Raw genomic sequence first — 12,248 nt, forward strand, 5'->3', positions numbered from 1 at the left:
GCTGGGTGATTCACGCTCAGCAGGGCACCTCGCGGCACCACGATGCACCCGTCTCACCGCGAATTCGCCCGGCAACGTTCCGGGCCACGCCGACTAGCGCGCGGCCTTGGTGCCGTTCGGCGCGATCGCGAACCAGCGGCCGTCGATCCCGTGCCCCTTCGCGTCACCCGCCTGCTCGTCGTCGACGTACCGGTGGACCGGGTGGCCGCCGAGGGTGACCTGCTCTGTGCCGTCAGGTCGTTTCACCGTGCCGAGCAACGCCTTGTCGAGCGCCGGGGCGTCGAACTGACCGCCCTTCGCGAGCAGCGGCGGCCACACGAGGGTGCACTCGGGTTCGAGGCAGGTCGGCTTGGGCGGGTCGGTGCTGTCCTGGGTGTTGAGGTAGAGCGTGTAGTGCTCGCGGTCGGCGACGACGGGGCCGACCGCGGGCGACTGTTCCACCTGCAGTTTCGCGATGTCACCCGGCAGCACGGGGGTCGGGCCGGCGACGGGGCCGGCGGCGGCCTCCAGTTGCTCGAGGGTGGCGGTCTCCTCGGGCTCTGCCGAGCAGGCGGCGAGGAGCAGGGTCAGCACGAGAAGGGCGAATCGGCTCACGCCAGGGAACTACGGACAGCGGGCCCGGCGCGGTTCAGCGCGGTCGGTAGGCGTCGTTGACGTCCATCGGCGCGCCGCCGCCGCGGTTGCCGCCGCCGGGGATGTGGATCGTGTCGCCGACGCCGACGGCCGCGGTGCCGTGGCGGGGGATCGGCATGGGCGCGAGCTTCTCCCAGCGGTTGCGACGGGTGTCGTAGGCCTCGGTCTCGCTGAAGACGGTGTTCACGCCGTTGACGACCTTGCCCTCGCCGCCGAACGTGTAGATCTTCGTGCCGACGACGGCCGACGCGATGCCACCGCGCGGCGTCGGCATCGGAGCCCGCTCGGTCCACCTGCCACCGGCGAACGCGTAGACGGTGTCACGCACGTTGATCTGGCCGCGGTCCCGGCCACCCAGGACGTAGAACGTGCCGCCGACGAACGCGCCGCCGACGTGGTCACGGGCCTCGGGAAGGGACGGCAGGGTCGTCCAGCGACGGGTGAGCACGTCGTAGGAGTGCACGTCGGCAACGGTGTCCTGCAAGCCGCCGGGGCCGGGCGTGAGGGTGCGCATGCCGCCCGCCAGGTAGACGCGCGTGCCGTGGACGCCCATGGCGGCGCTGCCTCGCTCGACGCCCTGCGGCATCGGCGGGAGAGCGGTCCAGCGGTCGGTCGCCGGGTGGTAGACGAAGCTGTCGCCCAACGCCTGCCAGGACGCGCCGCCGGACAGTCCGCCGAGCACGTAGAGCTTGCCGCCGAGCGCGACGACGTTGGGGTGGTTCATCGGCACCGGCAGCGGAGCCACCTTCCGCCACGTGTCGGCGCGGGTGTCGTAGACCTCGACGTCCGGGACGGTGACGACGCCGCCGCTGCCGTCCGGGCGGATGCCGCCGACCACGTACACGTGCCGGCCGATCGCGGCGACGCTGTGCTCCTGGCGTGGTCCGCCGGCGATCGGGGCCCGCTGCTGCCAGCCGTCGTCGTACACCGGGTTGACGACTGGTGCTGTTGGGGTCGTCGGGTGGCCGGGGTGTGCGTGTGCGGTGGCGGGCAGGGTCAGCGCGGCCACGGCGGCGGTGATGATGATGCGTTTCACGGGATTCCTCCAGTTCACAGACGGACGAGGCCGTCGAAGGTCTTGCCGGGGTACCAGGGAGTGGTGAGCAGGTCGGCGAAGCCGGGGACGGCTTCCAGGTGCCGGACCATCCGGTCGCGCAGGCGCTGATCGGGCAACGGACCGCGCAGCGCGCCGAGGTTGTCGACGACGTGATCGGGGTTGGTGGTGGCCGGCAACGCGCACGTCACGGCGGGATGCCCGATCACCCACTTCAGGAAGAACTGCGCCCATGACGTGGCGCCGATCTCGGCGGCGAACCCGGGAAGCTGCTGGTTGCGCACCAGGTGGTGCAACCGGGCCTTCTCGAGCGGCATGTTGACGAGCACCGCCGTGCCCTTGTCGGCAGCCAGCGGCAGCAGCCGTTGCCCGGCCGCACGGTTGCGGATCGAGTAGGAGACCTGCACGAAGTCGAGGTCGCCGTCTCGGACGTACCGCTCCAGGAACGGCAGGTACGCCGGGTCGTGGTGGGTGACGCCGAGATAGCGGATGCGGCCCTCTCGTTTCCAGGTCCGCAGCACGGGCAGGATCGCGTCGGCGTTGACGAGGCTGTGCACTTGCATGACGTCGATCTGCGTGCGCCACACGCGGGTGAGCGACTGCTCGAACTGGCGGCGCACCTGGCTGTCGTCGCCGAGGTACTCACCGGTGGCCCAGGCCTTGTCGGCGATGAAGAGGTCGAGGCCGTTGCCGAAGTCGCCGACCGTGACCTCGGACAGCCCGTACAACGGCGAGGTGTCCACCACGCGGCCGCCACCTGCGTGGAACCGGTGCAGCACCTCACGCAGGTGGTCGCGAGGTGCGCCCGGCTTCTTGTCGAACGTCATGAACGTGCCGAGCCCGATCGCGGGCACCTCCTCGCCGGTGCGCGGGATGCGCCGGGTGATCACGGGCTGTTGCGTGGCCTTCTGGGCGGATTCCTGGGCGGACGCGGTGCGGGCGGCGGTGCCGAACAGGGCTGCCGCGCCACTCGCCTGCAAAACCGCACGCCGGGACAACGGGGACATCGGCCCTCCGGGGGTATCGGTGTTAGCGTGTATTCCTTATCGACGCTAACACGAAGCATGTAACGGTGACAATGCCTGGTATAGTGCGGTTATATGAGCAGGGAGCGGATCCTGGCCGCGGCAATCGAGCTGGTCGACGCGGTGGGCGTGGAGGGCATGTCGATCCGTGACGTGTGCGCCGCCGCCGGCGTCACTCCGCCGACCGTCTACCACTACTTCGGCGACAAGAAGGGGCTGCTCGACGCCGTGGTCGCGGCGGGCTTCGAGCGCTACCTGCAGGAGAAACGGGAGCGTGCCGAGTCCGCCGATCCGGTCGAGGACCTGCGCAGGGGCTGGGACGGGCACGTCGAGTTCGGCCTGCGCAACCCGGCCCTGTACGGACTCATGTACGGCGGCGCGCGGACTTCTCAGCACCCGGCCGCGGCGGAGGGTGAACGAATCCTGCGCCGCATCGTCACGCGGATCGGCGAGGCGGGGTTGCTGACGATGCCGGTGGACGACGCCGTGCAGACCATCCACGCGGCCACTGTCGGGGCCACGATCCTGCTGATCACGAATCCCAGCGCGGCCGGACTGTCCGCGCGGACCAGGGAAGCGGTGCTCGGCTCGGTGCTCGTCACGGGGCTGGCGAAGACCGATCTGGCCTCCGCCGCCGACTCCCTGCTGGTGCAGCTGGGCCGTGGTGACGTGCCGCTGACGCCGGGGGAGCTCGCGATCCTGCGGGAGTTGCTGGTCAAGCTCGGTGGATCAGGGGAGGGCCAGTCGCAGGAAGTGGGCGACCAGGAAGAGCGCGGGCACGAGCAGTAGCACCTTGCGTACACCGCGAGCAGGTGGCTGTTGGTCCGCATCCCCATCGCCCGCCTGCGCGCCCCGATCGACCGCAACGCTTCCTGCCTCGCGCGGGCCACGGGGCGGGCCGGGCGAGCGGCTGCCGCACCTCGGCGCGGCGCGGTTCTACCTGCCAGGTGACGACTGGCAGTCCGGTGTCCTGCGGCTGATGGAGCTGTCCCAGCTCATCGTGTTGCGGCTCGGCGAAGGTGAAGGGGTGTGGTGGGAGGTCGACCAGGCGGTGGCCGGGCAGCCGCCGGGCAAGCTCGTCCTGCTGATCCCGGCGACCGGCCGGACCTCACCGAACGGCTGGACGCCCACCTTCCGGTCCCCGCCGGGATCAAGGACGCGATCCCCGGCCGGTGGACGTCCGCGGTGGTCGTCTTCAGGGAGGACCGGACTCCGGTCGTGCAGCCGGTCGGGCCGTTTCCCGGCGAGAAGAACCGGTACGGCTCCACGGTTTTCTACTGGTTGAACCGGTGTTCAGGGCGGCGACGAAGGCGGCGTACTGGGCGGGGGCTTCTCGGAACGCGTTGCGTTCGCGCAGGTCTTGGCCCGCGGTGATCGCCAGGATCAGGGCCACGTAGCCGACCACGGCTGCTGCCGCTGTGACGAGCCTGGTCGCCGTGCGCACGGTGCCATCTGATCACGGTCGCTGGGGCTGTCGGGCCGGTTCGGTGGTGGGGTCGCCCGAACCGGGCAGCGGGCTACGGCCGCGTGATCGCGGCCAGCATCAGCTCCCGGATCTCCGCGGCGATCTCGTCGATCGCCAGCGGCGGCTCGTGCGCCTGCCACTCCCGCAGCAGCCCGGTGATCGCCCCGACCAGCGCGATCGCCGTGAGCCGGTACGACCTCTGCGGCGCCACCCCGGCCGCCGCCGCGCGCAGGGCCTCGGACTCGATGAACTGCGCCCACGTGTTCACCCATCGCACGTGCTGCTGCTCGATCTCCGCGTTCACCCCCACGGCCTCCACGTAGTTGAGGCGCGGCGCACGGGGGTCGGCGGTCACGGTGCCGACGAACACGTCCAGCAGCTTGGTGATCCTGGTGCGCACGTCGGCGGTTTCCAGCGAGGTCAGCGCGGTGCGGACCTCGTTGAACGCCGTGGCGTTGATCAGGTCGTGCAGCTCGCGCAGCAGGTCTTCCTTGGAGCCGAACTCCTCGTAGAAGTTGCGGGTGGAGACGCCGGCCTCCGTGCAGAGTTCGGTGATCTTGGTGGTGGCGAAGCCCGTGGTGGTGAAGAGGGCCAGGCCGGCCTGCAGCAACCGGGACCTGCGCTCGGCTCTGCGCTGCTCGGGTGACACACCGCCGTAGGCACGGGCCACTGGGAGGGCTCCAATCCGGTAATTGTGGTTGTCAGATTACGTCGGCGCAACCTCGTGCGCACCCCAGGCGTCTAGACCTTTGCACGAGCGCTCAGCTGCCGGTCGCGCTCTTCTCCAGCGGGGGACAGCCTCCCGTGGCGTAGCCGGCGTTGTACTCGAAATGCCACTGCTCGTTTTCGTAACGGCGGCACCAGCCGAAGGTGCTGCCGTTTTTCTCGACCCATTTCGCCGATTCGATCGGCTGGATGTCGACTGCCAATCCGATGACGTGCATCGAACGATCCGGCGGGTTCAGCACATAGCGCGACGCGAGTTCTTCGGTGCCGAACTTCTCCACCGCGTCGTCGAACTCCTTCTGCTGTTGCTGGCGGCTGCGCTTGCCGTCGTTCAGGCAGAGCTGAACGCCCTGCTCAGAGGCCTTCGCGCGCAACGCCTGCCATGCCTGCCGCACGTGTGGAGGCAGGCCTTCCGGGGCCTCGTCGAGGTAGCGCTCGTCGATTGCGCACTTCGGTCCGTCCGGCGGGCCCGGCACTTCCTCGAGAATCGCCAGCGGCTTTCCTGGCTGGCGGTCGAACACGAGCGTCAATCTGCCCAGGTATCCCAGCACGCCGCCGGTGGAAACCACGAGGGTGATGATCAGCAGCACGCCGAACACGACGCGTCTGGAGGTCTTGGACATGATTTGAATAATACGTCGGCGCGCGGCGGTGTCTGTCAGCAACCCGTAACAGTCCGTCGGCAGCTGTGTCCCGGTGGACGTGGCGGGGAACACATCCGTTCGGCCCAATCACGCTTTTGGCGGAGTGCACAAATGTGATCGGTGAACAAGTGCTGGCCCCTTTCGCGGCGACGAAACATGGTGGCAACATCTGCGGCGGCCGAGAACCGGCCCGTTTTTGTGAGGTCTCAGGAGGACCGCTTTCATGTTCGGCCGCTTTTTTGCGATCGTTGCAGTGCTCGCGTCACTTTTCACCTTCGCCGGCACCGCGCAGGCCGCCCCCACCGCAGACCGGGGCACCGCGCTGTTGCTGACGGTGCAGTACTCAGAGGTCGAGGGTAACGCCTTCAAGGCAACCCTCCTGACCTGCGAACAAGGCGATCGGCACCCTCTCGGTGCCCGAGCTTGCGCCACCCTGTCGGCCGTCGGCGCCGACCTGCAGGCCATGGGGCCTGACGGCCGTGCCTGCACGTTCATCTACGCGCCGGTCGAGGTGACCATGTTCGGCTTCTGGCGAGGTGAGCCCGTCTCGCAGGTTCAGACCTATCCGAACTCGTGCGTCATGCAGGCGCACACCGGTGCCGTGTTCGATTTCTAAACATCGGGCACGCATCGGAAATAATGTGCAGCGGGGCGCGGCAGGGGCGCTCCGCTGCACATTTTTCGCACCCGAAACCATTGATGAGCCGAATGGCGGAACGCCTGCGCGACGTGCGAAGGTGTGATCATGGCCGCCATCTCACGCTTCCCGCTGCTGTCCTGGACGACCATCACCCCCGTGCTCGGCGTGCTGCTGCTCGCGCTGGCTTGGGGGCGTGACCTCGCACCGGTGCTCGTCGCGCTGGTCGCCGTCGTGCTCGCCGCGACGGTGCTCGCCGCCGTGCACCACGCCGAGGTCGTCGCACTGCGGGTGGGGGAACCGTTCGGATCGCTGGTCCTCGCGGTCGCGGTCACGATCATCGAGGTGGCCCTGATCGTCACGCTGATGGTGTCCGGCGGGCCCGAGGCGTCGTCGCTCGCGCGCGACACCGTGTTCGCCGCCGTCATGATCACCACGAACGGCATCGTCGGCATCGCTTTACTGCTCGGCGCCCTCAAGCACGGCACCACGCTCTTCAACGCAGAAGGCAGCGGCGGCGCGCTCGCCACGGTGATCACGCTCGCCACCCTCACGCTGGTGCTGCCGACGTTCACCACGAGCACGCCCGGCCCCGAGTTCTCCGGCCCGCAGCTCGCGTTCGCCGCCCTCGCCTCCCTGGCCCTGTACGCGCTGTTCGTCTTCACCCAGACCGTCCGGCACCGCGACTTCTTCCTGCCCGTCACCGAGGACGGCGTGATCGAGACCGAGGAGCACGCCGAGGCGCCGTCCGGGAAGGCCGCGCTGGCGTCGCTCGGCCTGCTGCTCGTCGCACTGGTCGCGGTGGTCGGCCTCGCCAAGATCGAGTCGCCCGCGATCGAGGCCGGCGTGCGAGCCGCCGGCTTCCCGCAGTCGTTCGTCGGTGTCGTCATCGCACTGCTGGTGCTGCTGCCCGAGACGATCGCCGCCGCACGGGCCGCGTTGCGCGACCGCATCCAGACGAGCCTCAACCTCGGCTACGGTTCGGCGATCGCGAGCATCGGCCTCACGATCCCGACGATCGCCCTCGCCACGGTGTGGCTGGACGGGCCGTTGCTGCTCGGCCTCGGTCCGATGCAGATGGTTCTGCTGCTGCTCACCGTTCTGGTCAGCGTGCTGACCGTCGTGCCGGGCCGCGCGACGCGGCTGCAGGGTGGCGTGCACCTGGTGCTGCTGGCGGCGTTCCTGTTCCTGGCTGTGAACCCGTGAGCGGGGCCGACTCAGTGGTTCCGCACGAGCGCGGCGGCGAGCGCGGCCGCATCGCTCTCCTGGCCGGCGCGCAGCTCGACGTCGTGCTCGCCTCGGCGAACCTGAACCACTTGGTGCGGATTCTCCGACACCCAGCTCTTGAGGACTCTCATCACGACTTCGACGCCTGAGGGGGAAAGGTCGATGACGCGGAGCCCGGCGTCTCCCAGAGGCACCATGCGCCAGTAGCCTTCTGCCTCGCTCCTGAACTCCGTGGTCATCTGGTTGGTCAGCTCAAAAACAAGACCATTCAGCTCGTCGCCGCCGGTCAGGGCCGGCAACGTGATTTCCAGATCTGGAAGAGGCTTCGGGATGACCACCCTGGCACGCTGCCCGACCGCAGTGAGCTGCAGGCCCGCCGCAGGGTCGTCGACGACGAGCCCGTCGCGCTGCAGTTGGACGATCAGGGTGTTCGCGGCAGGAACGGTGTCGCCTACACGCTCTGCCACGTTGGTCCGGGTCGGTACAACGCCTGTGTCGGCCAGTTTTGTGATCGCCTCCAAATAGCGACCGATGGCCGACGCGTCCCTGTCGCCAGATCCCGGGACCGTCGCCGATGCGGTCTTGGCCACGGCCTTGCCGGCGGGTGACGTCGTAGCGATCCGGCGCACCCATTCCGGTGTTGCCCGACCGAGTTTCTCGTCCAGCACCATGCGCAGCTGAGCGGCGGCGACGTGCTCCTCCGTGATGTCCATCAGCTTTGCTCCGGCTCGGCAAGGGCTTCGAGCAGCTCGTCCAGCACGCGGCCCTGGAACACGTCGAGCAACAGGCACTCGTCGCGTGCCGCGAGCTCCGACTGCGCCAGCTTCGCCAGCAGCTTCAGGCCTGCCACTCGTTTCACCGGCGCCGGGTCAAGGGCCAGCTCCGACGCCCACACGAACCGGCGCCACCACTCCTCCCTGCGGGCCGCGAGCTCACGCTGCGTCGTCGCTCGATCGTTGCCCCGCGTCGAAACCCGCACACCGACCAGGGCGGCGGTGGCAGTCAGCACGCCGACGAGCAGGGACAAACCTGCCTGCAGCCACGGATTCACGCTCACCCTGCCGCTGTAGGGACGTTGGCGTGAATCGTAGCGTGGCTGCGCTATCCGGGTGTTCGCCTTCCCCCAAGGCCTGGTGTGAATCCATAAAGCCGAAAGTGCTATTGCCACGTTACGACGTTCGGCCCTACATTGCGGTAACGCCGGTTACCACAAAGGGGTCCCACCGATGCAGCTCCGCACCCTGCTCACCGCCGTTCTCCTCTTATCAGCCCTGGTCACACCCGCTGCCGCCGCCGCTCCCGGCGAGCTGGTCAGCAGCAGGGAGGTGGCATGGCATCCGGAGCCCCTGCGGTTGCTGCCCGCTCCTGTGAAGGCCTACGAAATCCGCTACCGCTCGACGTCCGCGACGGGCACGGGCAACGTCGTGTCCGGCATGGTCCTCGTGTCGCCGCTGCCGTGGACCAACGGCCCGCGCCCGATCGTGGCGTACGCGATGGGCACGCAGGGCATGGCCGACCGTTGCGCGCCGTCGCAGCAACTGCAGAACGGCACCGAGGTCGAGATCGCGTTCCTCGCCCAGGCCATGTTCAACGGCTGGGCGGTTGCGGTCACCGACTACGAAGGCCTTGGCACGCCGGGGGATCACACCTACGCCGTGGCCCGCTCGGAAGGTCGCGCACTGCTGGACGTCGCACGCGCGGCGAGCAACATCCCTGGTCTGTCCGTGAACGCCCCCATCGGCGTTTTCGGTTACTCACAAGGTGGTCAGGCCGCGTCGGCCGCCGCCGAGCAGTGGAAGTCCTACGCGCCCGCGCTGAACGTCGTCGGTGTCGCGGCCGGCGGGGTGCCGGCCGACCTGAACGCGGTCGCGAAGTTCAACGACGGCAACGCCGGTTCCGGACTTGTGTTCGCGGCAGCCGCCGGGTACGCCGCGGCCTATCCCGAACTGCCGCTGGCCGAGGTCCTGAACGCCCGTGGCCGGCAGGTCATCGACCAGATCCGCAACTCGTGCGTCGCCGAAATCGCTTTGGTGGCACCGTTCACGCGGCTGAACGCGCTGACCACGCGGCCGGACGTCATCCTGGATCCGTTGTGGCAGAAGAGGTTGACGGAGAACGCGCTCGGTTCGGTCAAGCCCGCCGCGCCCGTGTACCTCTACCACGGGACGATCGACGAGCTCATCCCGTTCAGCGTCGGGCAGAAACTGCGATCGCAATGGTGTTCACAAGGTGCTGACGTGCAATGGACCGCACTGCCGCTGCTCGGGCACATCGCCGCGGTCAGCGCGTGGGGCTCCAACGCCCTGAACTGGCTCGGCGACCGCTTCGCCGGCAAGGTCACGCACCCCAACTGCTGATCACGGCGGCGGCGAGAGCCGGGAACCAGGCCACTGGCGCGAGCATGGCGTGCGCCATCGTCAGTGGCCTCTTCGCCGTGTACTTCACCGCCTGGAGGTAGGCGTTGCCGGTCGCGCCGGGATGACGCTTCCGCCAGCCCTTCACCATCAGCTTGTCCCCGAAGGTGTTGTGCAGGGTGAGCACGGCGAACCCGGTCCACGCCAGCACGGGCGAACCCGCGGCCATGAAGGCGATCCAGATGCCGAGCCCGACGAACGCCGTGACGAGGTGGTAGTAGGCGAGGGCCGGTATCCGTCTTCGCGCTCTGAGCAGCCGCGCCAGCAGCACCAGCCCGACCACGATGTTGAGGATCCACCCCACCAGGGCGATTGTCGCTGTCATGACCCGACGGTACTACGATCGTAGTGTCAAGTCACTACGTCTATAGTGAAGTTGTGACCTCGAACAGGGACCGTGCTCTCGCCGCGGCGATCGAACTGCTCGGCACCGAAGGGCTGCGCGGGTTGACGCACGCGCGGGTGGACGACAAGGCCGGGCTGCCGAAGGGATCGACGTCGAACTACTTCCGCACCCGCGCCGCGCTGCTCGACGGCGTGGGGGACGCGATGCTGCGCCGGGAGGTCCCGGTGGTCGAGGCGGCGCTGAAACCGGAGTCGGCGGATGAACTGGTGGACGCGTTGTGCCGGCTGTACGACTTCATGACCGGGCCCAACGAGGTCACGACCACCGCGCGCATGGTGCTGTGGATGGAGTCCGCGGCCAACGAACGAGTCCGGCAGGCGTTGCTGAGCGGCCGGGCCGTGATGGCGGCGATGCTCGTGCCCGCCCTCGCCCGCCTCGGCTCGCGTGATCCTGTCGCGGCGTCGGACACCGTCGGCGCGTGCTTCCAGGGGATGTTCCTGCAGCGCTTCGCGAGGAGTGAGGAGATAGATCCCCGCCCGCTGCTGGAGATCATCGTGCGTGGGGCTCTGGCGCCGGATACCTCCGCCGGAACGTGAACCCGTCCGGCGTCGGGCCTTCCCGCCGCACGAGGTCGAGCTTCGCGAGCCCTTCTTCGGTCGTGGGCCGGTGCCCGGCGGGTACCCACCACATCACGTCGAAGGCCGTGGCCGGGTCGAACCACTGCGCACTGCGCTTCACCGCCTCCAGGTGGATGCCACTGAACGTGAAGGCCCACAACGACTCGATCGACTCCCACACGCTGAGGTTGAACGCCTCCAGCATCGGATTGCGCCCCAGCCTCAGCAGGTCGTTCGTCATCCGCTCCGACGCCGGCCGCCACACGAAACCGGGAGCCTGCTGGGCCAGGTCGTTGATCGAGTCGACTCTGCTCGCGAACCCGCGCATCCTCCAGTGGTCGAACGGCCAGCGCCCGGTCGTGATGTTGGCCTGTGCCAGGTGGAAGTCCCCCATGACCCCACTCTGACATGATCAGCCCATGAGGTGTGTGGTGCTGGACGACTACCAGGGCGTCGCTCTCGCGAACGCCGACTGGTCGGGCCTCGACGTGACGGTGCTGCGCGACCACCTCGACGACCCGGCGCAAGCCCTGGCCGACGCCGAGTGCGTCGTGATCATGCGTGAACGCACCCCGTTCCCCGCCGAGTTGTTCGCCAGGCTGCCGAAGCTCCGGCTGCTCGTCACCAGCGGCATGCGCAACGCCTCGATCGACCTGGCCGCCGCCCGCGAGCACGGCGTCACGGTCTGCGGCACCGGCAGCGCGAAGACCCCGCCGACCGAGCTGACCTGGGCGCTCATCCTCGGCCTCGCCCGGCACATCGCCACCGAGAACGCGGCCTTCCACGCCGGTGGCCCGTGGCAGAGCACCGTCGGCGTCGACCTCGCCGGTGCCACCCTCGGCCTGGTCGGCTTCGGCAACCTCGGCCGGGCCGTCGGCCGCATCGGCAAGGCGTTCGGCATGGACGTCGTCGCGTGGAGCCAGAACCTCGCCGCCGAGCGCACCGACGCCGAAGGTGTGCGCCTCGCGTCCTCCTTGCACGACCTGCTCGCGCAATCCGACTTCGCCTCGATCCACCTCGTGCTCGGCGACCGCAGCCGGGGCCTGGTCGACGCGGCCGCGCTCGCGGCGATGAAGCCGACGGCGTTCCTCGTCAACACCTCGCGCGCGGCCATCGTGGACAACGCGGCCCTGCTGGAGGTGTTGCGCGAGCGCCGGATCGCCGGCGCGGGCCTCGACGTCTTCGAGATCGAACCGCTGCCGCTGAACGACGAGCTCAGGACGTTGCCGAACGTGCTGGCGACGCCTCACCTGGGCTATGTCACGGCGGCCAACTACCGGACGTACTTCGCGGAAGCCGTGGAGGACATCCACGCGTTCCTCCGTGGCACGCCCGTCCGTGAACTGTCGTAACAGGACCCACTCCCAGTAGAGCGCCCGGCGACTGAACGGGTGAATGCCAGGCGGCCCGCTGTTCGAGCGGTAACGACGCCATCCGGACGGGCGACTTCTCGCTTGGCG

15 protein-coding genes are annotated in these 12,248 nt (G+C 68.9%); 6 read left to right on the plus strand and 9 right to left on the minus strand.

Annotated elements, in window-relative coordinates:
• Positions 1 to 93: 93 nt before the first annotated feature.
• From C8D87_RS15765 to C8D87_RS15775, 3 genes are read right to left on the minus strand one after another with little or no spacing between them, the layout of a single operon-like run.
• On the minus strand, positions 94 to 594 hold the full coding sequence (locus C8D87_RS15765; protein ID WP_112227216.1) for a COG4315 family predicted lipoprotein: 501 nt from the start codon (positions 592 to 594) through the stop codon (positions 94 to 96).
• 34 nt (positions 595 to 628) lie between these two features.
• Positions 629 to 1,669, minus strand: a complete 1,041-nt coding sequence (locus C8D87_RS15770) for a Kelch repeat-containing protein (protein ID WP_170166441.1) — start codon at positions 1,667 to 1,669, stop codon at positions 629 to 631.
• A 14-nt stretch (positions 1,670 to 1,683) separates the two neighbouring features.
• Complete coding sequence (locus C8D87_RS15775) at positions 1,684 to 2,694, minus strand: aldo/keto reductase (RefSeq protein WP_112227218.1); 1,011 nt, start codon at positions 2,692 to 2,694, stop codon at positions 1,684 to 1,686.
• Positions 2,695 to 2,787: 93 nt separating this feature from the next.
• Between C8D87_RS15775 and C8D87_RS15780 the strand changes: the two genes are divergently transcribed.
• On the plus strand, positions 2,788 to 3,501 hold the full coding sequence (locus C8D87_RS15780) for a TetR/AcrR family transcriptional regulator (RefSeq protein WP_112227219.1): 714 nt from the start codon (positions 2,788 to 2,790) through the stop codon (positions 3,499 to 3,501).
• A gap of 728 nt (positions 3,502 to 4,229) precedes the next feature.
• Here C8D87_RS15780 and C8D87_RS15785 read toward each other — a convergent pair.
• Together C8D87_RS15785 and C8D87_RS15790 are read right to left on the minus strand one after the other, a co-directional pair.
• The gene (locus C8D87_RS15785) at positions 4,230 to 4,847 is read right to left on the minus strand and encodes a TetR/AcrR family transcriptional regulator (RefSeq protein WP_112227220.1); all 618 of its coding nucleotides are present in this window, start codon (positions 4,845 to 4,847) and stop codon (positions 4,230 to 4,232) included.
• 91 nt (positions 4,848 to 4,938) lie between these two features.
• A complete protein-coding gene (locus C8D87_RS15790) occupies positions 4,939 to 5,526 on the minus strand; it encodes a D-alanyl-D-alanine carboxypeptidase family protein (protein ID WP_215732322.1) in 588 nt (195 codons plus the stop codon).
• A gap of 244 nt (positions 5,527 to 5,770) precedes the next feature.
• Here C8D87_RS15790 and C8D87_RS15795 point away from each other — a divergent pair, with 244 nt between their 5' ends.
• Together C8D87_RS15795 and C8D87_RS15800 are read left to right on the plus strand one after the other, a co-directional pair.
• Positions 5,771 to 6,163, plus strand: coding sequence for an SSI family serine proteinase inhibitor (locus tag C8D87_RS15795; RefSeq protein ID WP_112227221.1), 393 nt, complete (start codon positions 5,771 to 5,773; stop codon positions 6,161 to 6,163).
• A gap of 129 nt (positions 6,164 to 6,292) precedes the next feature.
• Positions 6,293 to 7,390 (plus strand): calcium:cation antiporter, encoded by a 1,098-nt coding sequence (locus C8D87_RS15800; protein ID WP_112227677.1) that lies wholly within the window; start codon positions 6,293 to 6,295, stop codon positions 7,388 to 7,390.
• 11 nt (positions 7,391 to 7,401) lie between these two features.
• On the opposite strand, the gene C8D87_RS15805 is transcribed toward C8D87_RS15800, so the two are convergent.
• Positions 7,402 to 8,124, minus strand: a complete 723-nt coding sequence (locus C8D87_RS15805) for a helix-turn-helix domain-containing protein (protein WP_112227222.1) — start codon at positions 8,122 to 8,124, stop codon at positions 7,402 to 7,404.
• Entirely contained in the window at positions 8,124 to 8,468 is a 345-nt protein-coding gene (locus C8D87_RS15810) for a hypothetical protein (RefSeq protein ID WP_112227223.1), read from the minus strand. Before C8D87_RS15810 ends, C8D87_RS15805 begins: the two co-directional genes overlap by 1 nt.
• Before the next feature lie 169 nt (positions 8,469 to 8,637).
• Between C8D87_RS15810 and C8D87_RS15815 the strand changes: the two genes are divergently transcribed.
• The gene (locus tag C8D87_RS15815) at positions 8,638 to 9,768 is read left to right on the plus strand and encodes a lipase family protein (protein WP_109638069.1); all 1,131 of its coding nucleotides are present in this window, start codon (positions 8,638 to 8,640) and stop codon (positions 9,766 to 9,768) included.
• Here the strand turns inward: C8D87_RS15815 and C8D87_RS15820 are convergent.
• On the minus strand, positions 9,749 to 10,150 hold the full coding sequence (locus tag C8D87_RS15820) for a hypothetical protein (protein ID WP_146771721.1): 402 nt from the start codon (positions 10,148 to 10,150) through the stop codon (positions 9,749 to 9,751). The genes C8D87_RS15815 and C8D87_RS15820 overlap by 20 nt on opposite strands.
• Before the next feature lie 53 nt (positions 10,151 to 10,203).
• On the opposite strand from C8D87_RS15820, the gene C8D87_RS15825 reads away from it, so the two are divergent.
• Positions 10,204 to 10,767, plus strand: a complete 564-nt coding sequence (locus C8D87_RS15825) for a TetR/AcrR family transcriptional regulator (protein ID WP_112227225.1) — start codon at positions 10,204 to 10,206, stop codon at positions 10,765 to 10,767.
• Here C8D87_RS15825 and C8D87_RS15830 read toward each other — a convergent pair.
• Positions 10,721 to 11,182 (minus strand): DUF3291 domain-containing protein, encoded by a 462-nt coding sequence (locus C8D87_RS15830; protein WP_112227226.1) that lies wholly within the window; start codon positions 11,180 to 11,182, stop codon positions 10,721 to 10,723. The genes C8D87_RS15825 and C8D87_RS15830 overlap by 47 nt on opposite strands.
• A 25-nt stretch (positions 11,183 to 11,207) precedes the next feature.
• Here C8D87_RS15830 and C8D87_RS15835 point away from each other — a divergent pair, with 25 nt between their 5' ends.
• The gene (locus tag C8D87_RS15835; protein ID WP_112227227.1) at positions 11,208 to 12,140 is read left to right on the plus strand and encodes a D-2-hydroxyacid dehydrogenase family protein; all 933 of its coding nucleotides are present in this window, start codon (positions 11,208 to 11,210) and stop codon (positions 12,138 to 12,140) included.
• Positions 12,141 to 12,248: the final 108 nt, after the last annotated feature.

The sequence above is a fragment of the Lentzea atacamensis genome (assembly GCF_003269295.1).
Taxonomy (GTDB): domain Bacteria; phylum Actinomycetota; class Actinomycetes; order Mycobacteriales; family Pseudonocardiaceae; genus Lentzea; species Lentzea atacamensis.

Coding starts and splice junctions, on each gene's coding strand:
- C8D87_RS15775 (WP_112227218.1), bottom strand. CDS start 2,694: ATGTCCCCGTTGTCCCGGCGTGCGGTTTTGCAGGCGAGTGGCGCGGCA.
- C8D87_RS15780 (WP_112227219.1), top strand. CDS start 2,788: ATGAGCAGGGAGCGGATCCTGGCCGCGGCAATCGAGCTGGTCGACGCG.
- C8D87_RS15790 (WP_215732322.1), bottom strand. CDS start 5,526: ATGTCCAAGACCTCCAGACGCGTCGTGTTCGGCGTGCTGCTGATCATC.
- C8D87_RS15795 (WP_112227221.1), top strand. CDS start 5,771: ATGTTCGGCCGCTTTTTTGCGATCGTTGCAGTGCTCGCGTCACTTTTC.
- C8D87_RS15800 (WP_112227677.1), top strand. CDS start 6,293: ATGGCCGCCATCTCACGCTTCCCGCTGCTGTCCTGGACGACCATCACC.
- C8D87_RS15805 (WP_112227222.1), bottom strand. CDS start 8,124: ATGGACATCACGGAGGAGCACGTCGCCGCCGCTCAGCTGCGCATGGTG.
- C8D87_RS15815 (WP_109638069.1), top strand. CDS start 8,638: ATGCAGCTCCGCACCCTGCTCACCGCCGTTCTCCTCTTATCAGCCCTG.
- C8D87_RS15820 (WP_146771721.1), bottom strand. CDS start 10,150: ATGACAGCGACAATCGCCCTGGTGGGGTGGATCCTCAACATCGTGGTC.
- C8D87_RS15830 (WP_112227226.1), bottom strand. CDS start 11,182: ATGGGGGACTTCCACCTGGCACAGGCCAACATCACGACCGGGCGCTGG.
- C8D87_RS15835 (WP_112227227.1), top strand. CDS start 11,208: ATGAGGTGTGTGGTGCTGGACGACTACCAGGGCGTCGCTCTCGCGAAC.